Source organism: Nonomuraea terrae (genome assembly GCF_004348995.1).
Taxonomy (GTDB): Bacteria; Actinomycetota; Actinomycetes; order Streptosporangiales; family Streptosporangiaceae; genus Nonomuraea; species Nonomuraea terrae.
The window spans coordinates 1-26,689 of sequence record NZ_SMKQ01000119.1; the positions used below are offsets into that span (position 1 = coordinate 1).

General features: G+C 71.6%; 27 protein-coding genes. 9 read left to right on the plus strand and 18 right to left on the minus strand.

The genetic code is table 11. The annotated features are described in order from the left end of the window. The 9 genes from E1286_RS29670 to E1286_RS29710 form a co-directional block, all read right to left on the minus strand. Positions 1 to 466: hypothetical protein (locus E1286_RS29670; RefSeq protein ID WP_223190521.1), on the minus strand; the 466-nt coding region annotated here is incomplete at its 3' end. Next, entirely contained in the window at positions 460 to 1,605 is a 1,146-nt protein-coding gene (dgoD, locus tag E1286_RS29675; protein WP_132617729.1) for a galactonate dehydratase, read from the minus strand. The genes E1286_RS29670 and dgoD, both read right to left, overlap by 7 nt. After that, positions 1,602 to 2,270, minus strand: a complete 669-nt coding sequence (locus tag E1286_RS29680) for a FadR/GntR family transcriptional regulator (protein WP_246075303.1) — start codon at positions 2,268 to 2,270, stop codon at positions 1,602 to 1,604. Before E1286_RS29680 ends, dgoD begins: the two co-directional genes overlap by 4 nt. A 70-nt stretch (positions 2,271 to 2,340) precedes the next feature. Then, complete coding sequence (locus E1286_RS29685; protein WP_246075305.1) at positions 2,341 to 3,096, minus strand: SDR family NAD(P)-dependent oxidoreductase; 756 nt, start codon at positions 3,094 to 3,096, stop codon at positions 2,341 to 2,343. A gap of 18 nt (positions 3,097 to 3,114) precedes the next feature. Then, positions 3,115 to 5,178 (minus strand): alpha-galactosidase, encoded by a 2,064-nt coding sequence (locus E1286_RS29690; protein ID WP_132617733.1) that lies wholly within the window; start codon positions 5,176 to 5,178, stop codon positions 3,115 to 3,117. Next, on the minus strand, positions 5,175 to 6,014 hold the full coding sequence (locus E1286_RS29695) for a carbohydrate ABC transporter permease (RefSeq protein WP_132617735.1): 840 nt from the start codon (positions 6,012 to 6,014) through the stop codon (positions 5,175 to 5,177). The genes E1286_RS29690 and E1286_RS29695 overlap by 4 nt, the downstream gene beginning before the upstream one ends. Next, positions 6,011 to 6,940 carry a carbohydrate ABC transporter permease gene (locus E1286_RS29700; RefSeq protein ID WP_132617737.1) on the minus strand — a complete coding sequence of 310 codons (930 nt, stop codon included), beginning with the start codon at positions 6,938 to 6,940 and terminating at the stop codon, positions 6,011 to 6,013. The genes E1286_RS29695 and E1286_RS29700 overlap by 4 nt, the downstream gene beginning before the upstream one ends. A gap of 2 nt (positions 6,941 to 6,942) precedes the next feature. Then, positions 6,943 to 8,250: an ABC transporter substrate-binding protein gene (locus E1286_RS29705; protein WP_132617739.1), complete on the minus strand. Its 1,308-nt coding sequence runs from the start codon at positions 8,248 to 8,250 to the stop codon at positions 6,943 to 6,945. Positions 8,251 to 8,470: 220 nt separating this feature from the next. Beyond that, positions 8,471 to 9,358, minus strand: coding sequence for a TIGR03619 family F420-dependent LLM class oxidoreductase (locus E1286_RS29710; RefSeq protein WP_132617742.1), 888 nt, complete (start codon positions 9,356 to 9,358; stop codon positions 8,471 to 8,473). A gap of 389 nt (positions 9,359 to 9,747) precedes the next feature. Between E1286_RS29710 and E1286_RS29715 the strand changes: the two genes are divergently transcribed. Further along, a complete protein-coding gene (locus E1286_RS29715) occupies positions 9,748 to 10,098 on the plus strand; it encodes a DUF1330 domain-containing protein (protein ID WP_132617744.1) in 351 nt (116 codons plus the stop codon). A gap of 57 nt (positions 10,099 to 10,155) precedes the next feature. Here the strand turns inward: E1286_RS29715 and E1286_RS50565 are convergent, their stop codons facing one another. Continuing rightward, positions 10,156 to 10,392 (minus strand): GntR family transcriptional regulator, encoded by a 237-nt coding sequence (locus tag E1286_RS50565; protein WP_246075307.1) that lies wholly within the window; start codon positions 10,390 to 10,392, stop codon positions 10,156 to 10,158. Positions 10,393 to 10,422: 30 nt separating this feature from the next. Between E1286_RS50565 and E1286_RS50570 the strand changes: the two genes are divergently transcribed. Together E1286_RS50570 and E1286_RS29725 are read left to right on the plus strand one after the other, a co-directional pair. After that, the gene (locus tag E1286_RS50570) at positions 10,423 to 10,737 is read left to right on the plus strand and encodes a hypothetical protein (RefSeq protein WP_246075309.1); all 315 of its coding nucleotides are present in this window, start codon (positions 10,423 to 10,425) and stop codon (positions 10,735 to 10,737) included. A 288-nt stretch (positions 10,738 to 11,025) separates the two neighbouring features. Continuing rightward, positions 11,026 to 11,433 (plus strand): hypothetical protein, encoded by a 408-nt coding sequence (locus E1286_RS29725; RefSeq protein WP_132617748.1) that lies wholly within the window; start codon positions 11,026 to 11,028, stop codon positions 11,431 to 11,433. A gap of 425 nt (positions 11,434 to 11,858) precedes the next feature. Here the strand turns inward: E1286_RS29725 and E1286_RS29730 are convergent, their stop codons facing one another. After that, complete coding sequence (locus E1286_RS29730) at positions 11,859 to 12,296, minus strand: MerR family transcriptional regulator (RefSeq protein ID WP_132617750.1); 438 nt, start codon at positions 12,294 to 12,296, stop codon at positions 11,859 to 11,861. A 59-nt stretch (positions 12,297 to 12,355) separates the two neighbouring features. Here E1286_RS29730 and E1286_RS29735 point away from each other — a divergent pair, with 59 nt between their 5' ends. The 3 genes from E1286_RS29735 to E1286_RS29745 all read left to right on the plus strand — a co-directional run bounded on the left by E1286_RS29735 (position 12,356) and on the right by E1286_RS29745 (position 14,556). After that, on the plus strand, positions 12,356 to 13,063 hold the full coding sequence (locus E1286_RS29735) for an SDR family oxidoreductase (RefSeq protein WP_132617752.1): 708 nt from the start codon (positions 12,356 to 12,358) through the stop codon (positions 13,061 to 13,063). Positions 13,064 to 13,355: 292 nt separating this feature from the next. Then, positions 13,356 to 14,228 (plus strand): phosphotransferase, encoded by an 873-nt coding sequence (locus tag E1286_RS29740; RefSeq protein WP_132617754.1) that lies wholly within the window; start codon positions 13,356 to 13,358, stop codon positions 14,226 to 14,228. A 58-nt stretch (positions 14,229 to 14,286) separates the two neighbouring features. Then, the gene (locus E1286_RS29745; protein WP_132617756.1) at positions 14,287 to 14,556 is read left to right on the plus strand and encodes a TFIIB-type zinc ribbon-containing protein; all 270 of its coding nucleotides are present in this window, start codon (positions 14,287 to 14,289) and stop codon (positions 14,554 to 14,556) included. A gap of 52 nt (positions 14,557 to 14,608) precedes the next feature. Here the strand turns inward: E1286_RS29745 and E1286_RS29750 are convergent, their stop codons facing one another. Together E1286_RS29750 and E1286_RS29755 are read right to left on the minus strand one after the other, a co-directional pair. Beyond that, on the minus strand, positions 14,609 to 15,574 hold the full coding sequence (locus E1286_RS29750; RefSeq protein ID WP_132617758.1) for a hypothetical protein: 966 nt from the start codon (positions 15,572 to 15,574) through the stop codon (positions 14,609 to 14,611). A 26-nt stretch (positions 15,575 to 15,600) separates the two neighbouring features. After that, positions 15,601 to 17,205, minus strand: a complete 1,605-nt coding sequence (locus E1286_RS29755; protein WP_132617760.1) for an ABC-F family ATP-binding cassette domain-containing protein — start codon at positions 17,203 to 17,205, stop codon at positions 15,601 to 15,603. Between the two features lie 342 nt (positions 17,206 to 17,547). Between E1286_RS29755 and E1286_RS29760 the strand changes: the two genes are divergently transcribed. Continuing rightward, on the plus strand, positions 17,548 to 19,305 hold the full coding sequence (locus E1286_RS29760; protein WP_132617762.1) for an AMP-dependent synthetase/ligase: 1,758 nt from the start codon (positions 17,548 to 17,550) through the stop codon (positions 19,303 to 19,305). 8 nt (positions 19,306 to 19,313) lie between these two features. Then, positions 19,314 to 19,679, plus strand: a complete 366-nt coding sequence (locus E1286_RS29765; protein ID WP_132617764.1) for an acyl-CoA thioesterase — start codon at positions 19,314 to 19,316, stop codon at positions 19,677 to 19,679. Positions 19,680 to 19,682: 3 nt separating this feature from the next. On the opposite strand, the gene E1286_RS29770 is transcribed toward E1286_RS29765, so the two are convergent. The 5 genes from E1286_RS29770 to meaB form a co-directional block, all read right to left on the minus strand. Next, positions 19,683 to 20,765, minus strand: a complete 1,083-nt coding sequence (locus E1286_RS29770) for an acyltransferase family protein (protein ID WP_132617766.1) — start codon at positions 20,763 to 20,765, stop codon at positions 19,683 to 19,685. Then, positions 20,762 to 21,382, minus strand: coding sequence for a TetR/AcrR family transcriptional regulator (locus E1286_RS29775; protein ID WP_132617768.1), 621 nt, complete (start codon positions 21,380 to 21,382; stop codon positions 20,762 to 20,764). Before E1286_RS29775 ends, E1286_RS29770 begins: the two co-directional genes overlap by 4 nt. 47 nt (positions 21,383 to 21,429) lie before the next feature. Next, positions 21,430 to 22,371, minus strand: coding sequence for an acyltransferase domain-containing protein (locus tag E1286_RS29780; RefSeq protein WP_165969971.1), 942 nt, complete (start codon positions 22,369 to 22,371; stop codon positions 21,430 to 21,432). A gap of 5 nt (positions 22,372 to 22,376) precedes the next feature. Further along, entirely contained in the window at positions 22,377 to 24,563 is a 2,187-nt protein-coding gene (locus E1286_RS29785) for a CehA/McbA family metallohydrolase (RefSeq protein WP_132617771.1), read from the minus strand. Between the two features lie 216 nt (positions 24,564 to 24,779). Beyond that, a complete protein-coding gene (gene meaB / locus E1286_RS29790; RefSeq protein WP_132617773.1) occupies positions 24,780 to 25,739 on the minus strand; it encodes a methylmalonyl Co-A mutase-associated GTPase MeaB in 960 nt (319 codons plus the stop codon). 111 nt (positions 25,740 to 25,850) lie between these two features. On the opposite strand from meaB, the gene E1286_RS29795 reads away from it, so the two are divergent. Continuing rightward, positions 25,851 to 26,689: serine/threonine-protein kinase (locus E1286_RS29795; RefSeq protein WP_132617775.1), on the plus strand; the 839-nt coding region annotated here is incomplete at its 3' end.

A 26,689-nucleotide genomic window follows, 5' to 3' on the forward strand; every position in this document is an offset into this window, starting at 1 on the left:
GCCAGGGGCCGTCGAGCAACGGCGCCGCCTCGGGGTAGAGGCGTACCGGGGTGTCGGTGGGGGCGACGATCCGCGCGTGCGCACTCAGATCGAGCAGGGCGTGGGCCGCCCACACGAACGCGTATCCGGGATCGGCGGCCAGCCGGTAGCCCGCCACCACCGCTCCCGCCTCCCGCGTCACCGTGCGGCGCAGCTCGAAGGCGTCGCAGGTCACCGCGGCCTCGGCGGGAGCGCCCGACCAGGGGCGGGCCCACGCCTCGCCGTGGTCGGGCGTGCCCCGGACCGTCGGGACGCACTCCTCCAGGCCGCCCGCGTCGACGAACGCCGACCCCGGCGTGACCGTCGCCCGCGCCGGATCCGGGCGGGACCACAGCCATTCGCGGCCGCCGCCCGACAACGACACCCAGCGCCCGCCGTGCGGCAGGTCGAAGCGGGCCCGCAGCGCCACCCGGCTCGTCGTCACCATTCCGCCAGCCCGCCGTCGTCGTGCCGCCAGATCGGGTTCCGCCACGCGTGCCCCACCTGGTCGGCCCGCCGTACCGCGGCCTCGTCGATCTCCACGCCCAGCCCCGGGGCGGTCGGGCGCGCGGCGTATCCGTCGACGAAGCGGAACACCTCGGGGTCGGCGACGTAGTCCAGCAGGTCGTCCCCCTGGTTGTAGTGGATGCCGATCGAGTGCTCCTGGATCAGGAAGTTCGGCGTCGCGAACGCGACCTGCAGACTGGCCGCGAGCGCGATCGGCCCGAGCGGGCAGTGCGGGGCGAGCTTGGCGTCCCACACCTCGGCGAGCGCCGCGATCCTGCGGGTCTCGGAGATGCCGCCCGCGTGCGAGAGGTCGGGCTGCACCACCGCCACCCCGGCCTCGATCACCGGCCGGAAGTCCCAGCGCGAATAGAGCCGCTCCCCCACGGCGACCGGCACGCTGCTCGCGGTCACCACGTCGCGGAGCAGCTGCGGCCGGTCGGGCAGGACCGGCTCCTCGGCGAACATCGGCTGCAGCGGAGCCAGCAGCGGCAGGATCCGCCGGGCCTCGGCCGCCGAGACGCGGCCGTGGAAGTCCACCGCGACGTCGCGGCCCGGCCCGAGGAGCTCCCTGGCCAGGGCGACCCGGTCCACCACCGCCGCGACGTCGGCCATGGTCGCCGCCCCGGGCAGCCGGCCGACCGCGTTCATCTTGACCGCGGTGAACCCGGCCTCGATCCGCTCGGTGATGCCGTCGGCCAGTTCGGCCGGGTCGTCGCCGCCGACCCAGGCGTACATCCGGACCCGGTCGCGGACCGGCCCGCCGAGCAGCGCGTGCACGGGCACGCCGTACGTCTTGCCGGCGATGTCCCACAGCGCCTGGTCGAGCCCGGCCAGCGCGCTGGACAGCACCGGGCCGCCGCGGTAGAAGCCGCCGTTGGCCAGCACCTGCCAGTGGTCCTCGATCCGCAGCGGATCCTGGCCGATCAGGTACTCCGCCATGGTGTGCACGGCCGCGCGCACCGCTTCGGCGCGGCCCTCCACGACGGGCTCACCCCAGCCGATCACGCCCTCGTCGGTCCGCACCTGGCAGAACAACCACCGGGGCGGCACCAGGAACGTCTCGATGTCGACGATCTTCACTTGCCGCCACGATTCTTGATCTGCTGCTCGTCCTTGGCCGCCTGCTCCAGCAGCTCCCGCATCGCGCGCTCGGCGCCGTCGGGGTCCGCCCGGCGCACGGCGTCGAGCACGGCCCGGTGCGGCGGCAGGAAGTCGTCCCGGTGTCCCTCGGTGTGCACGAGCAGGTCACGGGCGCGCAGTCCGATCTCGATGATGTACTCCATCCGGATCAGCAGTTCGTTGTGCGAGGCCTCCAGCAGCTGCCGGTGGAACGCGAGGTCGGCTTCGATGATCGCTTCGGCGTCGGCCTGCTCGTCCACGGCCGCGAGCGCGGCCGCCAGCAGCTCCACCTCCTCCTCGGTACGGCGGAGCGCGGCGAGCCTGGCGCCGGCCGGCTCCACGATGATCCGCACCTCGTAGAGGTCGTCGAGCAGCCCGGAACCGGAGGGTTCCTCGAACTGCCAGCGCAGCAGGTCGGGATCGAGCAGACTCCACTGCGAGCGGGACCGGACGAAGGTCCCGCGTTTGGGCCGCGCGTCCACGAGCCCCTTGGCGGCGAGCACCTTCAGCGCCTCCCGCACGACGGTCTTGCTCACGTCGTAGGTGATCTCCAGCGCGTCCAGGTCAAGGGTGGAGCCGGGCGCCTCCTGACCCGAGACGATCCGCCGGCCGATCGCTTCGACCACCTGCCCGTGTATGCCACGACCTGGGTAAATGCTCAATTTCTCCATCCTCGGGTCGGGGTTGCCGTATCGCTCACGCCGAATCCTTCTTCGCGCTCCAGCCGCCGTCCACCAGCAGGCTCGTCCCGGTGATGTACGAGCTCTGCGCCGAGGCGAGGAAGACCACCGCGGCGGCCACCTCCTCGGGACGTCCGAAGCGCCCGGCGGCCGTCGCGGCCGCGCTCCGGCGGCGGTCCTCCGCGCTGACGCCGTCCCACGCCGGGGTCAGGATCGGCCCGGGGAGCACGGTGTTGACCCGCACCCGCGGGCCGTACTCGACGGCGAGCTGCCGGCCCAGGGAGATGAGCCCGCCCTTGGCCGCCGCGTACGCGGGATGCCCCGGCAACCCGGCGACGGCGTGCACGGACGAGCTCAGCACCACCGCGCCGGCTCCCCGCTCGGGGAAGCCCGCGCCGAGCAGCCCCACGCAGGCACGGACGCCGAGGTAGGTGGCGGTCAGGTTGACGGCGATCTGCCGGTTCCAGTCGGTCTCGGCCAGCTCGTGCGCGGGGGCCGTGATGTTCACGCTCGCGTTGGAATGGAGCACGTCGAGGCGGCCGAACTCGGCGCGGGCCAGGTCGGCGATCCGCGTCCAGGTCCCGGCCTGCGCGACGTCGCCGGCGAGCGGCAGCACCCCGGCGGGCGCCGCGCCGTCCGGCTCGGTCAGGTCGACGGCGATCACGTGGGCGCCCTCCGCGAGGAAGCGCTCGACGACCGCCGCCCCGATGCCGGAGGCGGCGCCGGTCACCACGGCCACTTTTCCTGCGAGCAGTTGTCGGTCCATCTCCATCCGATTCATGATGACGGCCTACACCCGATCCAGGATCACGACCGAGGCGTCGGTCGTGTCGTCAGGCAGCGGCGCCAGCCCCGCGGCGGCCAGCGCGGCCCCGCTGTGCCGGCTGTCGTCGTCCCGGCGCCGATAGCGCGCGGCCGGGTCGACGCCGCGCGGCCGGACCCGGGGCGGGCGGCTCACGTGCGTGGCGGACCCGCGAGCGTGACCGGTGCGCCAGGACAGCAGCACGACGGTGTCGTCGCGGGCGTACTCGACGGCGTAGAACGGCCCGCGCGGATCCCCGTGCCGGTGCACCTCGCCGAGCTGGACGACGTCCCGGACGGACCGGTAGAGGCTGATCCAGCGGGCCGCCTCGTCGAGCCGCTCCTGGTCCCAGGCCGAGATGTCGGCGCCTATGCCGAGCACGCCCGCCATCGCGGTCACGTACCGGAAGTCCCGGCTGCGCGGACTGGTGGCGAAGAACCCCGGGTCGTCGGTGACCCACGAGCTCATCAGGTGCGGCGCGAACGCCTGCAGGAAACCGTGCTGGACGACGAGCCGGTCGAGCGGCCCGGTGTTGTCGCTCGGCCAGAGCACGTCGCAGCGGGCCACCGTGGCGAGGTCGGCCCGGCCGCCGCCGGCGGCGCACCCTTCGACGACCACGCCGGGGTGGTCGCGCCGGAGCGCCTCCAGGATGGCGTAGTAGTTCGCGACGTGCCGTCCGTCGAGGTCGGCGCCGGCGCCGCGCTCGGTCATCGGGCGGTTCATGTCCCACTTGAGGTAGGAGATGTCGTACCGGGACAGCAGGCGATCGAGAGCGGCGTGCGCCCAGGCCGCCGCGTCGGCGCGGCCGAGGTTGAGCACGTACTGGTTGCGGATCGTCGTCATCGGCCGGCCGGGCACCTGGTAGACCCAGTCGGGATGCTCGGCGTAGAGCCGTGAGCGCGGGCTCACCCCCTCGGGCTCGACCCACAGGCCGAAACCGAGGCCGAGCTCCCGTACCTGGGCGACGAAACGGTCGAACCCGCCGGGGAACTTCGCCGGGTCCGGCTCCCAGTCGCCGAGGCCACCCCGGTCGTCGTCGCGGCCGACGAACCAGCCGTCGTCCACCACGAACGTCTCCACCCCGATGGCGGCGGCCTTGCGCGCCAGCTGGATCTGCTCGTCCGCGCGCACCCGGAACTCGGTGGCGAACCAGGAATTGTAGACGACGGGCAGCGTCACGTCCCGGCGCAGCCCCCGCTGGTAGGCGTGCCACGCCCGCGCCGCGCCCGCCAGGCCGTCCGGGCTGTACAGCCCGCAGGCCGGCGGGGAGGTGAAGGTCTCGCCGGGCGCCAGCTCGATGGCCGCCTCCACCGGCAGCCGGCCGAGGCTCACCCGGGTGACGCCCTCGGCGGAGTCCGCGTCGGCGTCGATGGCCCACGACCCGCTCCACGCCAGGGCCGTGCTCCAGGTGGGACCGTCCGGTTCGTCCAGTGGCTGTACGGCGAGCCACGGCGAGTGCGCCAGCCCGGTCACGCCGAGCCGGTTCTCCAGCGTGAACCGGCCGTGCCGGAGCTCGACCTGGCCGGTCTGGAACTCCTGCGCCCAGCGTCCGTGCAGGTAGTGCAGCCGCGCCCCGCCCGGGGTGGGCATGGTGAACGCGGCCGATCGCGACCGTTCCAGCCGGAGCGGGGTGTCTGCCTCGTTCGTGATCTCGGCCCAGCGCTCGACCACGTCGTGATCGCGGCTGACGCGGTAGCACAGGGTGGCCGTGAGCCGCTGCGACGCGTCGGCGAAGCGCAGCCGCAGCTCGGTGGTGCCGTCCTTGTCGGCCAGATCGTCGCCGCTGTGCCGCCAGAGCGTGCCTCTGACGCCGCCCTCGCGCTCGGCGATCAGGTCGAGCTGGGCGAAGTGCCGCACCCCGAAGGGCGCGTACTCGCAGGCGGCGACGTCGGCCGCGGTGGAGTAGGGGGTGGGCCCGGCGTATTCCAGCGGCCCCGGCACGAGCGTCTCCTCGACGGCCGGCCCCCAGTACGCGAGCTCCGCCCAGGCGCCGTCGGGCGCGAGTCGTACCTGGTAGGAGGTGGTGGCGGTGCGAAGTGCCCATCGCGTCATCGGGACGATCCGATCAGCAGGCCGGAGATGAAGTAACGCTGGAAGCGCAGGAAGACGATCACCGTGGGGATCGCGGCGATCACGGTCGCCGCCGCGATGACGTTCCACGAGGAGACGAACTCGCCCTGCATGCCGAGGATGGCCGGGGTGACCGGGAGCTTGTCCTCGCTGCGCAGCAGCGTGATCGACCACACCAGGTCGTTGAACGTCCAGGTGAAGCAGAGCGAGCCCAGCGCCGCGAGCGCCGGCTTGGTCAGCGGCAGGACGATGCGCAGGTACACCCCGAACGTCGTGGCGCCGTCGATCCTCGCCGCGTGCGTCAGCTCCTGCGGGATGCCGCGCATGAACCCGTGCAGCACGAACGTGTAGAAGCCGAGCCCCACCGCGGTCTGCACGACGATCATGCCCATGAGGGAGTCGAACAGCCCGAACTGCTCGGTGAGCTTCAGCACCGGGATGAGCAGCAGCTGCGCCGGCAGCAGGTTGCCCGCCAGCATCAGCAGCAGCATCGTCCGCCGGAACGGGATGCGGTGCCGCGCCAGCCCGTACGCCGCCATCGAGGCGAGCACCAGCGTCACCAGGACGACGGGCACGGTGATGAGCAGGCTGTTCAGGATCGACCGCCACTGACCCGACGCCAGCGCCTGCCGGTACGGCTCGGCGGTCAGCCCGTCCGGGACGCTGGCGAGCCCGGAAGCGGCCAGGTCGTCGAAGGTGCGCAGCGACGTGAGCACGACCAGCGCGAGCGGGATCAACCACAGCACCGCCAGCACGGGCATGCCGCCGTGGAACAGCCACGTTCGCAGCCGGGGGTTCCGGGACTGCACCGCCGTCATGCGCTCTCCTCCTCGCCAAGGCTGCGGACCAGGTACACGATGATCGTCCCGACGGTGAGGATGAAGATCACCACGGCGAGCGCTGAGCCGTACCCGAGCTGCGAGCCGAGCACACCGGTGGAGAACTGGTAGGTGCTCAGCAGCTCCGATGAGTGGTACGGCCCGCCCTTGGTGAGCGCCCAGACGATGTCGAACGAGCGCAGCGCGTCGATCACGGTGACCGCGAGCACGACCGTGGTGATCGGCCGCAGCTGCGGCAGGGTGATGTGCCGGAACCGCTGGAAGGCGTTCGCCCCGTCCGTCCTGGCCGCCTCGTGCAGCAGCGGATCGACGGTCTTCAACCCTGCCAGGAACAGCACCATGATGTAGCCGATCTGCCGCCAGAGCGCCGGCACGATCAGGGCGTACAGCACGGTGTCGCTGTCGCCGAGCCAGATGCGCGCCTGGTCGGCGAGCCCGACGGCGGAGAGCAGGCCGTTGACCACGCCCTCCGGCTGGTAGATCATCCGCCACACGAGCGCGGTGACGACCATCGAGAAGACCACCGGCAGGAAGAAGATCGCCCGGTAGATCCCGACGCCCGGGCGCGGCTTGTCGAGCAGCAACGCCAGGCCGAACCCGCCCAGCACCGAAAGCCCGCCGAACAGCACCAGCCACAGGACGGTGTTGCGCAGCGCCAGCAGGAACGTGGCGTCCGACCACATCCGGGCGTAGTTGTCCAGGCCGATGAACGTCGGCGGCGAGATCCCGTCCCATTGGGTCAGCGAGATGTAGAGGCTGTTGAGCGCCGGCCAGAAGGTCCAGAACATCTCGAGCGCGAACGGGACGAGCACGAAAGCGAGCAGCACGAGTGCGTCGCGGGACCCGTGCCAGGTACGCCGGTACGGCTTGGCGGCGGGCCGGTAGGACTTGGCAACGGACGCCATGGTCAGTTACCGCGGGCCTTCGCCGAGTCGCTCTGCCACTGCTTCTGGATGTCGGCGCCCTTGTCCGGCTCGTCGATGAACCGCACCAGCGCCGTGGTGAGCGCGTTGAGCTGGTCGTCGTTGGTGTCGCGGTTGAAGAACTGCGTCACGTCGGCCGCCCCGGCCACCATCGCCCGGCCCTTCTCCAGCAGCGGCGTGCTGACCGGCGACTTGGCGTCGGAGTTGGCCGGGAGGAGCGCGTTGCCGGAGATCTTCAGGTAGAGCTCCTGGGCCGCGGGGGTCGCGACGAACCCGAGGAACGCCTTGGCCCCCTCCGGGTTGGCGGTGTGGGCGCTGGCGATGAAGCCGTCCAGCGGCGCCTCCTCGACGACCGGCACCGCCGGGTCGACGATGGGGAACTGGAAGAAGCTGATGTCGTCCTTGACGTCCGCGGGCATCGCGTCGGCGAGGAAGGGACCGCACAGGAACATCGCGTCCTTGCCCTGCTGCCACTTCGCGTAGCCCTCCGTGGAGGCCAGGCCCTTGCTCGCGGGGTCGAGGTACGGCAGCACCTCCTTCCAGGTGTCCAGCACCTTCGTCACCCGCGCGTCGGTGTAGGCCTCGTTGCCGGCGAGCAGCGCCCGGTGGAAGCCGGCCCCGTTGATGCGCAGGTTGAGGTAGTCGAACCAGGACGCGGTCAGCCACGCCGCATCGGCCAGCGGCAGCGCGATCGGGCTGACCCCCTTGCCCTGCAGCGTCTTGCACAGCGCGACGAACTCGTCCCAGGTCTTCGGCTCGGCGACGCCCCACTTGTCGAAATAGGACTTCCGGTAGAAGACGCCCCACCAGTAGTAGACGGTCGGGATGAAGATCTTCTTGCCCGTCGCGTCGGTCGACAGCTTGGCGAACTGCTCGCTGTAGCCCTGGGCGGGGTAGACCGAGGTGACGTCGAGCAGCAGGCTCTGCTGCGCGAAGTCGCTCGCGATCTCACCGGCGAACCACGTGAGCACGTCGGGTGGGGTGGACAGGGTGAGGTCGGCGCGGATCTGCTGCTGGAACGCCGCCGCCTCCATCGTGTTGAGAGTGCTCTTGTACTGCGGATGCTGCTTGGCGAACTCGTCCAGCAGCGCCTGCATGCCCTTGCGGCCGTTGTCGCTGCTCTCGCGGGACTTCAGGACCAGTGCCGTGCTGGACTGACCGCCGCCCCCGGCGGGCCGCGCCGGAGTGCTGGTCGCGCATGCGCCCAAGGTGGAAGCGATGCCGAGCGCGCCGAAGCCGGCGAGAAAGCCGCGCCGGCTCACATCGCGTCGGCTCGCGTGAAGTTGACTCACAGTGACCTCCGTGGGCGGCCGCTGGGAGTGAGGATCCGGCCGCGATCACAGACCTTGGCACGCCGACCCGGCGAGGGTCAATATTAATTCATAAGAAATGAATATTGAGCTTCCGCACCAGACGACGTACTCTGTCGTGCGCGATGTCACGAAGGTCACGGGAACGCTCCAAACGGCCGACCGCGCAGGTCAGCACACCGGCGCGCCGCCCGTCGGCCTGCTACGGGGCCAGCGCCTCCAGAGCCTCCTCGGCGCGGCGCATCGCCTCGCCGGCATCGGACGACGGGATCTCGCGGTCGAAGTTCAGATCGTGGAAGACGTCGGTGACGCCCTGCTCGGCCAGCGCCGCCACGTCGTTCCTGATCTTGTCGTACGTGCCGGTCAGCGGCCGGTCCTCGTCGGCCTCCCGCACCTGGGTGACGCCGCGGCAGACGAACCGGAACGCCTCCGCGTCCCGCCCCGCCCCAGCCAGCTCGGCCTTGATCAGCCGCACCCGCCCGGCGATCGCCGACAGGTCCTCCCGGCTGGAGCTGACCCAGCCGTCGGCCAGCCGTGCGGCGCGGCGCAGCGCGACCTCGGCGGTGCCGCCCAGCAGGACGCGCGGCGGCCCCGGCACCGGCTTGGGGTCGATGTGGGAGGCGGGCACCCGGTAGAACTCGCCGGAGTGCTCGACCACGTCGTCGGCCCACGCCTTGCGCAGCAGCTCGACGAACTCCTCTCCTCTGCGCCCGCGCCGCGTCATCTCGACGCCGGTCGCCTCGAACTCCTCCGGCAGCCAGCCCAGGCCGATCCCCGCGGTGACCCTGCCGCCCGAGACGGTCTGCAGCGTGGCCAGCTGCTTGGCCAGCACGATCGGCTGGACGTAGGCGTTGATCACCGCCACGCCCAGCTCGATCCGGCTCGTCACGGCCGACACGTGGGCCAGCGTGATCAGCGGGTCGTGGACGGCGCGGTAGGTGGGCCCCATGAGGTGCCCGACCGGGTACACCAGCCGCTGGAACGTCCAGAGCGCGTCGTAGCCGAGCTCCTCGGCCCGCACGGCGATGCGGCGCATGTTCTCGGGGGTGGCCCAGGGCCCTGACTGCGGAACGGCGAAACCGACTCTCATGCCCCCAGTCTGACCGACGCGAGTTCGTCCCAGACATGGGCCTGTGACCTGCGAGGAAGAACGAGACCAGTCGCCCACCGGCGTGGCCAGTCCGCGCATCTTCCGCAGCGGCACCCTGTCGATCATTCTGCCCCCAGCGCGGAGCCTCCCGCTACACCTCGGCATGGCTGAGTGCTGTGCGGACACGAGAGGCAGTCGACGTCACCACCCTGGGCAACCTCACTGTCCACGGCATCGACCACCTTCGGGCGATCACGAGAACCGGCTCACACGAAGGCCGCACGTCGGCCTGCGATGCAAGATCGCCTACCTGCCAGGTAATGGCCCTGCCTACGCAGGGCGTGCCAGACTCGGCAGCGCACCGAACACGACTTCACCGGGAGGACACCGTGCCGGCCTACGTCATCGCCCACCTGCAGGAGGCAGCCCCGCACCCGGAGATCGCGGAGTACATCGAACGGCTCCCCACCACCTTCGAGCCGTACGGCGGCCGCTACCTCGTCCACGCCACCCAGCACGAGGTGAAGGAGGGCAACTGGCCCGGACATGTCGTGATGATCGGGTTCCCAGGGATCGCCGAGGCGCGGGCGTGGTGGGATTCTCCCGCGTACCGGGAGATCGCGCCGCTGCGCTCGCGGCACATCGAGGGCGACATCATCATGGTCGACGGCGTGCCCGAGAACTACGTCCCGACGGCGGCCGTCACCGCCATACGGGAAGCGGCGGACCTGCCCGCGTAGGTCAGCGTCTGGGATGGCAATGGCCATCTCCACCTCAGCCACTGACCCCCGAACGACTTACGGCAGGGACCACTCAGCACTCCCGGACGAAGGCCCCTTCGGCGCCACCGTCTCGACGAGACCCCGCTCACGCAACAGCGCCGGCGCGGCCCGCACCACCTTGCGGGTGACACCGAACTCCGCGGACAGCGACGTCTCCCCCGGCAGGCACTCCCCCGGCCGGTAACGTCCCCGGCTGATCCGGGAGGCGATCTCCTCGGCGATCTCCTCGCCCTTGGTCGGGGCCCGCCGCACCGACGTGCCCTCCGGGCCGACGAACCGCCCATGGCGGCCGCGCGAGTGGATCAGCGCACGAACGCGCCGCCCGTCTGTCAGAGCTGCATCCCCTTCGCGCTGCGCGACTGCCCCATGCCGCTCAACGACGTCACGCTGTGGTCGGTGGGCTGGACAGAGTCCGCCGGCGTGCTGGCCGACCTGTACGAGCCCGACATCCTCAAGCGGCCCATCCTTCAGCACCACAACGTGTTCGTCCCGTGGGACGCGTTCAAGCACCATGCGGACACCCTCGCCACCAGCCAAGTCGTGCACCTGCGAGACCTGCGCCAGCACGACCTTCCCGGCCCGGCGCCAGAAGCCTGACCCGGTCGGATCCGCGGGGGCGACCTGAGCGGGCGTGGCCACCCGCCCCGCACCCAGGACCACGCTTCCCCGCCCGGGCCCTGAAAAGGGGGCTTTAAGCCGCCGATGGCCTCCCGAGGATGGCCACGCCATCGGAAAATGCGCCCTCGCCGACCGGGGGCCGGCTGCAGCAGCGGTCCTTCGACCGTTGCCCATTACCTGCCAGGAATTGATCTTCTCCGGTGTGCCACGACATGCTCCCCGTGTATTTCTCGTGAGCTCAGTAAAGGGAGTCAGTCTTGAAGCGCCATGTCCCTTACCGTATTCGCCGCTCTTTCCGCCGCGACGCTGCTCGGCGGCGCCGGCCCCGCCCAAGCCGAGACGGCGGTAAATGTCTGGGTGAGAGGTTCGGCACCCTCCTACGACACCTATATCGTGAGCGTCGGCGCGCAGGGCCGGACCGGGCTGGTGAACCTCGATATGTATGTCTCCTATGGCCAGGTCATCACCGGAGTGCGCAACGGCACGGCCTTCTGCCAGTACGGCCACTTCGGAGCGACCTGCGACCTGGTAGACGGCAAGTTCCCGCAACACTTCGAGGTGACGGTCAAACGGTATGACTCCGCAAACGGGCCTTTCCACCTGCAGGCCATCGCCACCACCTCGACACCTGAGCAGGATTACGCCGACAACAGCACCGTCATCGAGACCTACTGACCGAGGACGGCTCAGCCGGCAGAGATCGCCGGTGATCTCGGCCGGCGTTACGAGAAGATAGGCGGGCTGCGCGTTCTCAGGGCACTGAATCTTTCTTGCTACCTGCCCGGCGCGTCTGCTCTCGGTGCGCTGGTAGTCGGTGCCCAGAACGGCAGAAGGCCCTCACCGGCGATGCGGCGAGGGCCTTCCTTTCCGGTCCATGCGCCGCGGCCTGGGTCGGGGCGATCAGCTTGGAGCACAGGGTCCAAGCAGGAACGCGGCAACCGCCGGCTCCACAGTGATGAACCCCGCGAAGCCGCATGCTCCGGTCAGGACGGCAAGCGCCGGATGACCCGCGATCGCCGACACGAGCGTGGCGACTCGCGGGGTCTTGGGTCCGGGTGAGAAGGAGAGTGCGGCCGTCCTCGGCGTAGCCGCTGGCCGCCTTAGGACAGAGCCCTACCTGGCCGTCGCGATCCCGGCGTCGCGAAGTGGCTCACGTGCGCCGCGGCGTCCCGGTCTGCGATCCACGTGCAGCCGCTGTCCGGGCTTCCGGACGAGGCGATGACCGCGTCGAGGCGGTTACGGGTACGGGTCAACCCGGCGATCTGGGCGTCGATGCGATCGCGCTCGGCGAACAGCCGGGCCCGTGACTCCGGAGTGCTGACCTTGGCCTCGACGCAGGGCAGCAGCTCGGCGATGGTCCGGCTGGACAAACCGGCCGCGTAGAGCATCTGGATCAGCTGAACCCGGTCGACCGCCGATTCGGGGTAGTGGCGCTGCCCGGAGTCGCTCCTGTTCGCCTCCAGCAGCCCCTGCTCCTCGTAGTAGCGCAAGGCCCGCACGCTGACGCCCGACCGCGCCGCCAACTCGCCGATACGCACCGTGACCTCCATCACAAGACTTGCCTCTGACGTCAACGTCAGGTTTTAGCCTATCCGGCATGCAGATCAACGGAGCACACGTGCTGGTCACCGGCGCCAACCGCGGCCTGGGCCAGCAGTTCGTCCTTTCTCTTCTCGATCGCGGCGCGGGCAGGGTGTACGCCACCGCCCGCCGCCCGGACCTCATCGACGTGCCCGGGGTCGTCCCGCTGCGCCTCGACATCACCGATCCGGCATCGATCGCCGCCGCCGCGGCAGCGGCACCCGATGTCAAGATCGTCATTAACAACGCGGGCATCTCCACCGGCGCGAACCTGGTCACCGGTGACCTGGACACGATCCGCCGCGAGATGGACACCCATTTCTACGGCACCCTCAACGTGATCCGCGCCTTCGCGCCCCAGCTGGCCGACGGCGCGATCCTCAACGTGCTATCGGCGATCTCGTGGCTCGCTTTCGACGGCGCGGGCGCGTACCACGCGGCCAAGGCCGCCGAGTGGGCGCTCACCAACAGCGTCCGCCTGGAGCTGGCCCATCAGCGCACTCTGGTGACGGGACTGCACTTGGGCGCTGCGGACACCGACATGATGGCCTGGTACAACGGCGACAAGAGCGCCCCCGAGGTGATCGTCGCGGCGGCCCTGGACGGCATTGAGGCGCATCGGTCCGAGATACTCGCCGACGCCTGGAGCCGCCAGGTGAAGGCGTGGCTGTCCGAGGACCCGAGCGTCATCTACCGGGAAGCGGCGGCTGCCCTCACGGCCTGACTTGCTGATCCTGAAAGTCACGGCGTCCGCGGCTGTGACTTTCAGGCCCCGCCCCGTACGTTGAGCGCACTCGTCCGCAGGGTGGTACAGCGTGGCCAGAACGAAGGCCGGCCCGATGACGAATCTCAGCCCTTCTGGGGATCGGCCCCTCGGCAGGCCGCCGGGCAAGGCCGGACGGCTCAGGCCGCCTCGGTCTCCTCGTCCTCGCCATCCCTGCAAGACGAACGACGAGACGATCCGGAGATCGCGTCCGGCGGCATGAACGGCCCATACCGCCGAATAGTCTGTACGAGTGGGTCTGGAGCAGGAGCTGACGGGTGTCGCCGCGGCGTATGGCGGCACGGGAACGCCGGTCTTCCATCCGACACGCACCGACGTCGTGGTGTTACGCATGGGCGAGGTCGTGGTCAAGGCCCATTCGGCGCGCGACGACGCCGAGGCGTTGCGCCCGAGGGTGCGGGCCGCCGCCTCGGCCGCGGTGAGCAGTGTGATGCTGGCGCCGCTGGAGCCCCAGGTGCTCGCGGCGGGCGGGCGCGCGGTCACCGTCTGGCCCGCCGGCCGGCCGATCTCGCAGGACGACGATCCCCGCGCCGCGCCCTGGGAGGAGGGCGCCCGGTTACTGGCCCGGCTGCACGCCGTCCCCCTCACGCTGCTGCCCGCCCTGCCGCCCGCCGGAGGGCCGGCGCGGGCCGCCCGCGCGGTCGGCCGCATGCCGGGCGACGGCCCGGTCGAGCAGCTCATCAGGCGGGCGTTCAAGGAGCTTCCCGAGCCCCGGCGCAGGCGGGTGGCGCCGCTGCCTGGCCTGCTCACGCACGGCGACTGGCATCTGGGCCAGCTCGTCCACCGCGACCGCTGGCTGCTCATCGACGTCGACGACCTCGGCGTCGGCGACCCGGCGTGGGACCTGGCCCGTCCCGCCGCCTGGTACGCCGCCGGCCTGCTCGAACCGGCCGTGTGGGAGCGGTTCCTCGGGGCCTATCTCGCCTCGGGCGGGCCCGCGCTCGGGGCGGGCGACGACCCCTGGCAGCGGCTCGACGTGCCCGCCAGGGCGCTCACCGTCCAGCTGGCCGCCGTGGCCGTCGTCAATGCCGGGCGCGAGGGCCGGGAACTCGACGAGGTCGAGCATTCGTTGGTCGAGGCGTGCAACAGAATCGTCAAAGCATGACGGGGTTGCGCGCGGTAGGTTTCATCAAGAGACCATAAAGCCAAGGAGAGCGACTTCGATGCAGTGCCCCAAGTGCCGCGGGAACATGCGGACTTACGACCGCAACGGCGTCCACATCGAGCAGTGTGACAACTGTCGTGGGATCTTCCTCGACTACGGCGAGCTGGAGACGCTGGCGCGGATGGAGACGCAGTTCCACGCCGCTCCCCCGCCTCCGCCTCCCGTCCACGGCGGCCCGGCCTGGGGCGCTCCCCACGGCAGCGGCCACGGCGGCCACTACGGCCACCACCGCCAGCGCAGCTGGGTGGGCATGCTCTTCTCCACCTGATCGTGACGAGGCCGCGCGCTCTCCGGGGCGCGCGGCCTTCCGCGTGTCCCGTTCAGGACGGGAAGTCGTCCGGGTCGACCGGCGAGGTGCGGGCGTTGCCGCCGTCGACCGCGTGCAGCGTGATCCGCCAGTCGTGCCAGCGGATCTGCGTGGCGGTGTAGGTCGTCTTGAACGACACCGACTCCTCGAACTTCTCGAAGCTGCAGTCGCGGGTGAACGCCTTGGCCTTGCCGTCCCAGTCCACGCCGTGCGTGAAGAAGATCCGGTAGCTGCCGTCGCGCACGCCGGCGACCTTGAACTTCGCCTTCTTGCGCACGTACACGCTGAACACCTTGCCACCGCCCCTGACCACGGTCACCACGGCGTCGCGGGTGCCGCCGTTGTTGATCTCCAGTGAGCCGCGGCCGTTGAGCGTGCCCTTGCTGATGTACGAGCCGTTGCGCAGCCGCCTGGTCTGCCGGTCGGCGGCCTTGACCGAGACGATGTCGGCCGGGTAGTCGCCGGCGCTCTCCAGCTCCTGGCCCGCCTCGTCCAGCGCTCCGAGCTGCTCGCCCAGATCGGCGAGCACGGCCGAGGACGTGCACAGGTCACGCGCGCCGACCTTGCCGGCCGTGGCGCCCAGCTCGCCGGCGAAGTCGCGCAGACCGGCGACGTACGCCTCGTGCTGGGCGCGGACGGCTGCGGGCGGGGTGACGGCGTCCAGGGTGTCGACGGCGTCGTTCAACGTCTCCTCGGCCCTGGACATCCGCTGGTCGAGGACCTTCAGCCCGCGCGCGCGGGACAGCCCGGTGATCGCGCCGGCCATCTTCTCGTGCAGGTTGCCGAGCTCGCTCTTGTACGCCTCGGGCGTCAGCGCGACCGGCCCGGCACTGGCGTCCGGGGCGGCGCCTCCGCCGCCCGCGACACCGGAGATCCGCTGCTCGCCGCCGGCCGGCGACGAGCCCGCCGAGGAGCACGCGGCCACGCCGGTGAGCGTCGCCAGAGCGAGAACGGAGGAGATCAACCGGGGTCCAGCCACCTGCCACACTATCGCCGGGTTGATCCCTAACCGTCAATTGACGATTCCGCCAGTCCCTTCTGCCGGTCCTGCCGCAGCCGGCGGGTGATCCCGATGCTCTCCAGGAACGGCAGGTCGTGGCCGGCCACGACGAGCGCGCCCCGGTACGCCGACAGCGCCTGGGCGAGCTGCCGGACGCTGGCCATGTCGAGATTGTTCGTCGGCTCGTCGAGCAGGAGCAGCTGTGGCGGCGGCTCGGCCGACAGCAGCGCGGCCAGGGTGGCGCGGAACCGCTCGCCGCCCGACAACGTGCCGGCGGCCTGGTCGGCCCGCTCCCCGCGGAACAGGAAGCGCGCCAGCCGGGCGCGGACCTCGTTCACCGACGCCGACGGGGCGAGGGCGCGGACGTTGTCGACCACGCTCAGCCGGTCGTCCAGCAGGTCGAGCCGCTGCGGCAGGTAGCGGACGGGCACGTGGGCGCCCTGCTCGACGATCCGCTTGAGCAGCGTGGTCTTGCCCGACCCGTTGGGACCGAGCAGCGCGATGCGTTCCGGCCCCCGGATGACGAGCGTCTCCAGCACTTTCAGCCCCGGCTCCTCGGCCGGCGCCTCGCCGGGCTCCAGCGGCAGGGTCAGGACCGTTCGGCCGCCCGGCACCTCGGTGCCGGGCAGGTCGATGCGGATCTCCGCGTCGTCGCGCACCGCCTGCTCCGCCTCGGTCAGCCGTTCGCGGGCCTCCTCCAGCTTCTCCTGGTGCAGCGCCCGCTGCTTGCCGGCGTTCACCTGGGCCTTGCGCTTGAGCGCGTTCGCGACCATCTTGGGAACCTTCTTGTTCTCGGCGGCCTTCCTGCCCTGGCGCGCGCTGCGCTCGATCCTGGTGCGGGCCTCGATGAGCTCGCGCTGCTGCCGGCGCACCTCGCCCCCGGCGGTGCGGACCACCCGCTCAGCGACCTCCTGCTCGGCCTCGACCTGCGCCTCGTACGCGGTGAGGTTGCCGCCGTACATGCGGACGGCGCCGTCGCGCAGCTCGGCGATCTGGTCCACCAGCTCCAGCAGCGCGCGGTCGTGGCTGACCACCAGGAGCACTCCCTGCCAGGCGGCGACCGCGGCGTACAGCCGGCGGCGCGCGTCCAGGTCGAGGTTGTTGGTGGGCTCGTCGAGCAGCAGCACGTCGGGCCGTTTCAGCAGCTGCGCGGACAGCGCGACCATGATGGTCTCGCCGCCGGACAGCGTGCCGACCGTGCGGTCGAGACCGATGTGGCCGAGGCCGAGCCGGTCGAGCTCGGCCCGGGCGCGGTCCTCGACGTCCCAGTCGTCGCCGACCGCGGCGAAGTGCTCCTCGGTCACCTCGCCGCTCTCGATGGCGTGCAGCGCCGCCCGCGTCGCGCTGATCTCCAGCAGGTCCGACACGGTACGGCTCGCGCCCAGCGGGACGTTCTGCGGCAGGTACCCGATCACCCCCGAGACGGACACCGAGCCCGAGCGCGGGGTCAGCTCTCCGGCGATGATCTTCAACAGGGTTGATTTGCCCGATCCGTTGACCCCGATGAGCCCGGTGCGGCCCGCGGGGAAGGCGGCGTCGAGCTTGTCGAGCGCCTTCGTGCCGTCCGGCCAGGCGAAGGACACGTGATCGACGACGATGGAATGAAACACGAGGCGGCTCCCATCACAAAATCCGAAATTTCGTGACTTGGCGGGAACACCGCAGATGCACGCGACACAGGGGAACACGGAGACGTGTCCGAGCTCGGAGCGAGGACATGCTCGAGGTCCAGGTGTGCGCGCATGCCCACGACAGGGCGGAACGGCGCGGTGCCCGCGACCTCAGATCCTCACGTCAACTGCCCCCAGGGCTCGGCTACAAGACGTATGACAGCGTACGCGAGCCCCGCGACGGCCGGCAAGGCACCTCTGCGGCGACGGTCCGCCCAGACCATCGACTGAGACGCCGCTCACACCCTAGAGTCGGGGCCAACACCCCCAGGAGGTCAAGGCATGTCGAGCATTCCCGCCCTGCTGCGTGACCGGATCGCGGCGACCCCCGACGCCGAGGCGTACCGAGTGCCGTCCGATGACGACTGGACGTCACTGTCATGGCGGGAGGTGGGCGAGCGCGTGCGCGAGCTGGCCCTGGGCCTGTCAGAGCTCGGCTCCGGGCCGGGCAACCGCGTGTCCATCCTCTGCTCCACCCGCCTCGAATGGATCCTGGCCGACCTCGCGGTGCTGTCCACCGGCGCGGCCACGACGACCATCTACCCGTCCAACACGGCCGCCGAGTGCGCGTTCGTCATCAACGACTCCGGCAGCACGATCATCGTCGCGGAGGACGACGGCCAGGTGGCCAAGCTCAGGTCGGTGCGCGACGAGTTGCCCGGCGTCACCCACGTGGTGGTCGTCGACGGCTCCCCCAGCGACGACGGCTGGGTCGTCACCCTCGACTCGGTCAAGGGCGGCAAGGGCGACTACGACGCGATGGTGGACGCCATCGCCCAGGACGACCTGGCCACGCTCATCTACACCTCCGGCACCACCGGCCGGCCCAAGGGCGTGGAGCTGACCCACGACAACTGGCTCTACACGGCGCAGGCCGTACGCGAGGTCGGCCTGATCGGGCCGACCGACCTGCACTTCCTGTGGCTGCCGCTGTCCCACTCGTTCGGCAAGCTGCTGGAGGTCGTGATGATCGCCATGGGCGTGCCGACCGCGATCGACGGCCGCCTCGACAAGATCGCCGACAACCTCGGCGTGGTGCGGCCGACGGTCATGGCCGCCGCGCCGCGCATCTTCGAGAAGATCCACAACACGGTCGTGGCGACCCAGCGGCGCGAGGGCGGCCCCAAGCTGCGCATCTTCACCTGGGCCCGCAAGACGGGCATCCGGGTCAGCCGGGCCCGCCAGCGCGACGCGGCCGTCCCGCTCACCACCCGCGTCGAGTACGCCATCGCCGACCGTCTGGTGTTCAGCAAGCTGCGCGCCCGCTTCGGCGGCCGGATCCGCTTCTTCATCTCGGGCGCCGCGCCGCTGTCGCAGGACATCGCCGAGTTCTTCGACGCCGCCGGTCTGACGATCCTCGAAGGGTACGGGCTGACCGAGTCGTCGGCGGGCAGCTTCCTCAACCGGCCCGACTCGGTGAAGTTCGGCACGGTCGGGCTGCCTTTCCCGGGCACCGAGGTGCGCATCGCCGACGACGGCGAGGTCCTCATCGGCGGGCGCGGCATCATGCGCGGCTACCACGGCCTGCCGGAGGAGACCGCCGAGGCGCTGGCCGACGGCTGGCTGCACACCGGCGACATCGGCGAACTCGACGAGGCCGGGCGGCTGCGCATCACCGACCGCAAGAAGGAGCTGATCAAGACCTCGGGCGGCAAGTACGTCGCGCCGACGTACCTGGAGGGCCGCATCAAGGCCACCTGCCCGTACGCCTCGCACGTGTTCGTCCACGGCGACCGGCGCAACTACGTCACGGCGCTGGTGACGCTGGACATGGACGTGGTCAAGCCCTGGGCGCAGGCCGAGGGGCTGCCGCTCGACCCGGCGGAGCTGCGCGAGCACCCGCGCATGCGCGAGGAGGTCGAGAAGGCGATCAAGCAGGTCAACGCCGACCTGGCCAGTTACGCCACGGTCAAGAAGTTCGCGATCCTGGCCGAGGACTTCACGGTGGAGACGGGCGAGCTGACCGCCAGCCTCAAGATCAAGCGCAAGGCGGTCGAGGAGCGCCACGGCCAGGTCCTCGACTCCCTCTACGACGCCTGACGCCGGAGGTGGTCTCCCTGCTGCCGGTGCGGCCCCGGCACTGCGACGCGCAGGCCATGGTGCACGCCATCCGCTACTACGAGTTCTTCGAGGACGCCTTCCTCGACTGGCTCGCCGCCAGGGGCGGCTACGAGCGGCTCCGGCGGCAGGGCGCCGACCTGGTGATCCGGGCCAGCGGATGCGAGCACCACGCCCCCGCCCGGCTCGGCGACGTGCTGGCCGTGGAGAGCGGCCCCGCGCGGATCGGCACGACGTCGATCACGATGACGTTCACGATCCGGCGGGGCGAGGGCGAGCTGGTGGCCGTCGGCACGATCACGTACGTGTGCGTGCGCGGCGGCCGCCCGGCCGCCCTCCCGGCGATGCTGACGTGACGGTCAGAGCACCCGCTTGGCGTACGGGAGGGAGCGGACCAGATAGGCCACCGACCAGCACGCCGGCAGCGCGAGCGCCAGCAGCACCGCGAACTTGGCGACCGCGGGGGCCTCCAGCCAGCGCAGCGCCCAGCCGAGGGCGACCAGCACGAGCGGGTGGATGAGGTAGACGGTGAAGGCGTGGTCCGACAGGAATCTGCCGCGCGGCCCCTGCCGGTTGTGCCGCTCGCGGAACAGCACGGTCAGCCCGATGATCATGCTGACGGCGAAGGCGGACTCCCACAGCGCCATCAACGCCTGGGACGTCGCCCCTGTGGTCAGGAGCGCCGCCGGCAACAGCACCGCGCTCGCCACGCCCGCGGCGGCCAGCCCGATCCGCCCCGCCCGCGCGGGCAGCGTCTCGAACCACCCGTGCCGGTGGGCGACGCACCCGAGCACGAACATGCTCACGTACTGCGGCAGGAACTGCGGCGACGGCAGGCCGAGCACCGGCACGTAGGTACCGGTCGGCACGGGGAAACGCCACAGGAACGTCACGACGGCGAGGCCGAGTACGAAGGCGACGATCCAGAGCGGCCTCAACGGGGCGGGCGCCAGCTCCGCCTGGGCAGGGCGCAGCAGGGCCCGCCAGGCCGCGTACGCCAGGGCGAAGACGATCAGCACCTCGACGAACCACATGGGCCCCGGGTCCCAGGAGGCGAGGTAGTACTGCCAGTACGGCAGGTCCAGCGCGAGGTAGCCGCCGAAGTTGACCAGCGGCCGGAGCAGCAGGAGGAAGGCGAGCAGCGGGATGCCGAGCCGGATCAGCCGGTCGCGCACGAACGCGCGCCCGCCCTTGCGGTCGTGGGAGCCGGGGGTGAAGAAGCCGGAGATGAGGAAGAAGAAGCCCATGAAGAACGCCTGGTTCACCGTCACCAGGATGTCGAGCAGGATCCCGGAGGGGTCCTTGGCCGGCTCGACGTAGAACCAGAGCGGGATGTTGCCGTACGTGAGCGCCGCGTGGTGCGCGACCACTAACGCGGTCAGCACGATCCGCAGGTTGTCGATGGCGTAGAGCCTTGTCCTGGTGCCCGTCTGCGTCGTCATTTCCGACACGCCCTTTCGAAGAGGTCGGCCAGTTGCCGTGCGTGCGCGTCCAGGTCGTGGCCGGGGTTGGCGGCCCAGTACGCGAACATGCTGTCGATGGCCGAGGAGTGGGCGACGGCCATCACCCGCCGGTCGAAGTCCCTGAACTCGCCGCTCTCCTGACCGAGCCGGTAGATCTCCTCCAGCGCGCGGTAGATCTCCTCGTTGGCGTTGATGCCGTAGCGCGGCTGCCCGTCCGCGGTCCTGAGGTTGTAGAAAATCTCGCCCAGGGCCAAGAGCTGGGTGCGGTGGCCGCGCATGTGGTCGGCGACGGAGACGATGTGCGCCCGCAGCAGCTCGGTGGCCGTGGTGAGGCCGACCATCCTGGTGCCGACGTGCTCGGCGATCGTGCCGTACGTGCGCTCGACGACCTCCTCCATCAGCTCGTCCTTGCCGGCGAAGTGATAGGAGATGACGCCCTTGCTGATGCCCGCGTGCTGGGCGATCCGCGCCAGCGACGCCTGCGCGAACCCGACCTCCGCGATCACCTCGATCGCGGAGGCCACGATCTGCGCCCGCCGCGCCTCCTCGATGAACGACCGCTCTTTCTGGCCGCTCGCCTCATTTTCTGACCGCATGGACAAAATCTAGCCCATACGGGCAATCGGCGCGCGCATCGGGACGGTCAGAAGGGCAACCAGCCGACGCGGCCGTGGCAGGTGCCGCCGGCGGCGACGTGGTCGGCGACGGCGCGTTCGAGGCGGGTGCGCCGGGGCAGGGCGGCCGGGTCGGCGGCGTCGGCGCCGTACACGAAGGCCAGCATCTCGCTGTCGTCGAATCGGTGGAGCAGGCGGAACCTGCGCTGGAAGGCGACGATGTTGGAGCCGTCGGGCAGGCGGCGGGCGAGATCGTCGTTCAGCAGCCACGACCCGCACGTCATCACCAGCGGCTTGTCGTCGGGGAAGTGCCGGGGGAAGAACCGCCGGGCCCGCACGAAGGACTCCTCGCACGCCTCGGGCGTGAGCGGGCCGAGGAAGTCGGGCACGTGCACGTCGATCGCCGGCGAGCCGGGCCCGACCGGCAGCCCGGCCTCCCGGATGGCGCCGGCCGCGACCCGCCCGAGCCTGGCGCGGTTGAACTGCAGCCGGCCGAGGGCGTACAGCAGGCCGCGGGCGTGCAGCATGAACCAGTGGGGGGCGTGCAGGCCCGGGGTGCCGTGGCGCTTGCGGTGCACCGTCATGTTGCGCCCCAGGTCGGTGAACGTGGCCCAGGACACCTCCTCCGGGATGCCCAGCCGCCGGTGGTAGGCGCGGGTGTGCGGCAGCGCGGCGAGGAAGACGTACACGTAGAAGTACGGCCCCAGCTCGGGCAGCGGCTGGAACGACGGCGGCCCGCCGAGCTCGCCCATCGTGGACACCAGCGAGCGCACGCACCGCTCGGCCAGCCACCACACGCCGGTGCCGGGCTGCGGCGCGGCGGCCACGACGGCGCCCACGTCGTCGTGCGGCACGGCGAGCCGCAGCAGCTCCGTGGCGAGATCGGCGGGCAGCGCGAAGTCGGGCCCGTCGACCGACTCCAGGTGGTCGAGCCAGGCGGGGTGGGCGCTCAGGAGGGCTTTGACGTCCATCCGGGTCAGCCTAGCCGTGCCCGGTAGACCGCCCGCGCCTGCTGCAGCAGCGAGACGTGGTCGCCGAACTGGTAGGGGCTCACCAGCCGGGCGTGCTGCCTGATCAGCTCCTCCAGCAGGTCGAGCCATTCCAGGCACCAGCGCACGTCCTCGGGCCTGGCCACCCGGCGGCCGGCCACGTCCACGTGGACGGGGCTGGTCAGGGCGTAGCCGGTGGCGGTCAGCGTGCGCGGGTGCGGGTCGCACAGGACCTCGGCGATCACGTAGGTGGGCCCGTCCACCTGCAGCTCCGCGGAGACGGTGAGCCGGTCGTCGCCGTGCCGCCGCTCGCCGTCCGGCAGCCGCTCGGCCCCGGCGCGCACACCGTCGGCGGTGCGGATGCGCACGGCGGCGACCTCGGGCCCGACAGCGGTGGCGGTGACGCTGAGGCGGTCACCGGGGCGGGCGGCGATCACGTGTCCGGGCCCGTGGCCGTTCACCGTCAGCTCCAGCCACGGGCCGGTGGTGGCGAACGTCCGGCCCGCGCGTACGGCGGCGGCGAACGAGCGGGCGGTCAGCTCCCCCTCGACGCGGGCGTAGACGCGGGCCCAGCCGGGCGGGTTCGACTGGTCGTGCGAGCGGGTGAACGAGATCGTCGCGTCGGTGCCCGCCGTGACGGCCAGCCGGTTGCCCGCGCCGATCAGCCGCCGGTACACCGCCGCCGCGGCCTGGATCGACGCGTGCGTGAGCACGTCGAGGCTGTCCACCAGGCCGAGCGCGGCGTCGGCGACCAGCTCGCGGGCGGTGCAGTCGCGCGGCACGGGCGACATGACGCCCTCGGGCGGGTCGCCCTCGCCGATCGGCGCGCAGAACGGGTGGCTGTAGCCGACGAGCGCGCCGAGGCCGCGCAGCTCGCGCAGCCCGTCGGCGTTGGGCGGCCAGTCGGCGTCGCCGTCGAACCCGGTGTGGTAGCGGCCGGGGGCCGAGCGCGGCGCGAACGCGTAGACGTGGCCGAGCAGGTCGTTGCGGTACTCGACGCCCATCCTGGCCACGTGGGTCGCGTCGGACCAGGGCAGATCCTCGTCCGACCAGTGCTCCAGGGCCTCGCGGTCGTAGACCCGGCGGCCGGAGACGTTGCCGGCCACCAGGTTGAGCACGTGCAGGTCCTCGCCGTGCTGGGCGGCGGCCGCGTCGGCGGGCACGGCCACCACGTCGCCCGCCCAGTTGAGGTGGGCGTGCATGTCGCCGCCGTACCAGCCGCGGGCGGCGGCGTCGTACAGGCGCCGCGGGGTGAGCTCCACCCGGTGCTCTCCGCCCGGGCCGGGCAGCAGCTCCAGCGTGGCCTCGCCGTACTCCATGCCGCGCGCGGCCGTGACGGACAGCGGCACGCACGGCACCTCGAGGACGAGGTCGTCGCCGTGGAAGTACGGGCGGCCGTGGTAGTCGTAGCGGCCGGGCGTGCCGGGCGGGAACCAGCCGCCCCCGTCGGCGTCCACCACGCTCCACCGGCAGGGCATCCCGGCCACCAGGCGCAGCCGCGCCGACGGGATGGGCCGCACCAGGGTGTCCAGCCCGACGGGGGCGCCGTCCACGACGACGACGCTGTCCTGGCCCACCTCGACCAGCCAGGCGCCGTACGGGTCGAGCAGCCGGTGCTCGCCGTCCACGCTGACCGGGCAGGGCTCCTCACGGCGGGAGTCGACGAGCAGCGGGAACCGCTCCTCGCCGCGGCCCGCCAGCCGGACAGTGGGGACGAGCGCGGGCCGCCACGTGACGGACGCGCCGGGCGCGGGGGGCTGCGCGCCCGGCGGCACGACGAGAGGCACGCCGTTGCCCTCACCGGTGTACGACGGCAGCAGGACCGTGCGCGGCGCCCCTTCCAGGATGATCTCGCCGGGTCCGATGCGCACGGCGACGAGGTGGCCCGGCAGCTCGCCGTCGAGGGTGTCGCGCAGCACCCGGTCGTAGTCCGGCTCGGCCAGGCGGGCGGCGAGCTGGTCGGGCGGCTCGGCGGGGTGGCGTTCGGCGACCGCTTTGAGCACCAGCTCCCAGAAGCGGTCGAGCAGCGAGGGCGGCAGCACCCGGCGCCTGGCGAAGAACTTCACGTAGTGGACCTCCGGCTCGCCCCACGTGATGCCGTGCTCGTCCAGGAGGCGGCCGTACTGCTCAAGCGCGCCCGCCACCCTCGCGGGCAGCGTCGACTCCGCACCCATCTGTGCCCTCCCCACTCGGTTGCGCGCCATCGTGACATGGATCACGCAGGCGCCTGGGGCGGCTCCGAGGGCGAGGGTGGGGATGTTCCACCCGTGGGAGAGGTATCTGCACCACGAGGGTTCCGATGCTGCCCCCGGGATCGCGCACCCCGATTCGAGACAGACCGTAACGCCTCGTACACAGAGGGTGTTTCTCCGGTACGGTGCCGGAACGTGTCAGGGGCGCTTGAAGGCGGACAGGATGCGGTCGGCGGCGAGGGCGGGGGTGAGCTCGCCCGCCAGGACCTCCTGCTCCACCGTCTCGGCGATCGCCGTGACCCTGGGGTCGTGGCGCAGCTCGGCGAGCAGGCGGTCGCGGACCAGCGTCCACGTCCAGCCGACCTGCTGGGCGCGGCGCTTGGCGGCCACGTCAAGGGCGTCCTGGTGGGCCAGCACGTGCCGCCAGACGTCCTCCAGGCCCTCCCCTGTCAGCCCGCTGCAGGTGAGCACGGGCGGCGGGGCCGTGTCGGAGCGCAGCATGCGCAGCGCCCCGGCCAGCTCGCGGGCGGCCTTCCTGGCCGGCAGCGCGTACTCGCCGTCGGCCTTGTTGACCGCGATGACGTCGGCCAGCTCCAGCACGCCCTTCTTGATGCCCTGCAGCTGGTCGCCGGTGCGGGCCAGGGTGAGCAGCAGGAACGTGTCCACCATGTCGGCCACCGCGGTCTCCGACTGCCCCACGCCCACGGTCTCGACCAGCACGGTGTCGAACCCGGCCGCCTCCACCACGACCATGGCCTCCCGGGTGGCCTTCGTGACGCCGCCGAGCGTGCCGGAGGTCGGCGAGGGCCGGATGAACGCCGCCGGGTCGGCCGACAGCCGCGCCATACGGGTCTTGTCGCCGAGGATGCTGCCGCCCGTCCTGGTGGAGGACGGGTCCACGGCCAGCACGGCCACCTGGTGGCCGCGCGCGGTCAGCAGCGTGCCGAGCGCGTCGATGAACGTGGACTTGCCGACCCCGGGCACGCCCGAGATGCCGACCCTGCGGGCACGGCCGGCCAGCGGGGTGAGCTCGACGAGCAGCCGCTGCGCCAGGGCCATGTGGTCGTGCCGGGTCGACTCGACCAGCGTGATGGCGCGGGCGATCCACGTACGCGAGCCGGCCCGCACGCCCCGCGCGTAGTCCTCCAGCGCATGCACCCTGTCACCCCTTTCTTCGGTGTTGATCAGCTTAACTTCTGACAAGTCTTGACATTTGCCAGTAGGGTGCTGGAGTTCTGGATCTCAGCCGTCACAGGAGTCACTCCCCTCATGCCCAATGTCGAACCCCTGCGCGAGGGCGATCCGGCGGCGGTGGGGCCGTACCGGCTGGCCGGGCGCCTCGGTGCGGGCGGGCACGGGGTCGTCTACCTCGGCCGCGCGCACACCGGGACACCCGTCGCGGTCAAGGTGCTGCACGAGGGGCTCGCCGCGAGTGACCGGCTGGCCGCGGACATCGCCGCGGCGAGCCGGGTGGAGCCGTACTGCCTCGCGCGGGTGCTGGACGCCTCGACGGGCGGGCGGCCGTACATCGTCTCCGAGTACGTGGACGGGCCGTCGCTGCAGCAGGAGGGGCCGCTGGGCGGGCCGGAGCTGCGGGAGCTGGCCGTGGGGACGGCGACCGCGCTGGACGCGATCCACCGGGCCGGCGTCGTGCACGGCGACCTCACGCCGTCGAACGTGCTGCTCGGGCCGGACGGGCCGCGGGTGGTGGACTTCGGCCTCGCCGCTGCTCTGGGGTCGGGCATGAAGGCGACCAGCAGCATCGTGGGCACGCCCGCGTACATGGCGCCCGAACGGCTGTCCGGGAAGGCGGCGGAGGCGCCGGCGGACGTGTTCTCGTGGGCGTCGGTGCTGGTGTTCGCGGCGACCGGGGTGCCGCCCTTCGGCGACGACGCGCTGCCCGCCGTGATCCACCGCATCCTGCACGAGGAGCCGCGCCTCGGCGACCTGCCGCGCGCGCTGCGCGAGGTCGTGGCCGCCTGCCTCGCCAAGGACCCGGCGGCCCGGCCCGGGATGCGCGAGGTGCTGCGCCGTGTGTCGGCTCCCGCGCCGCGTCCCGCTCCCCCGTCCGCGTTCGACTGGGAACACACCCCCGACCGCGCCTGGGA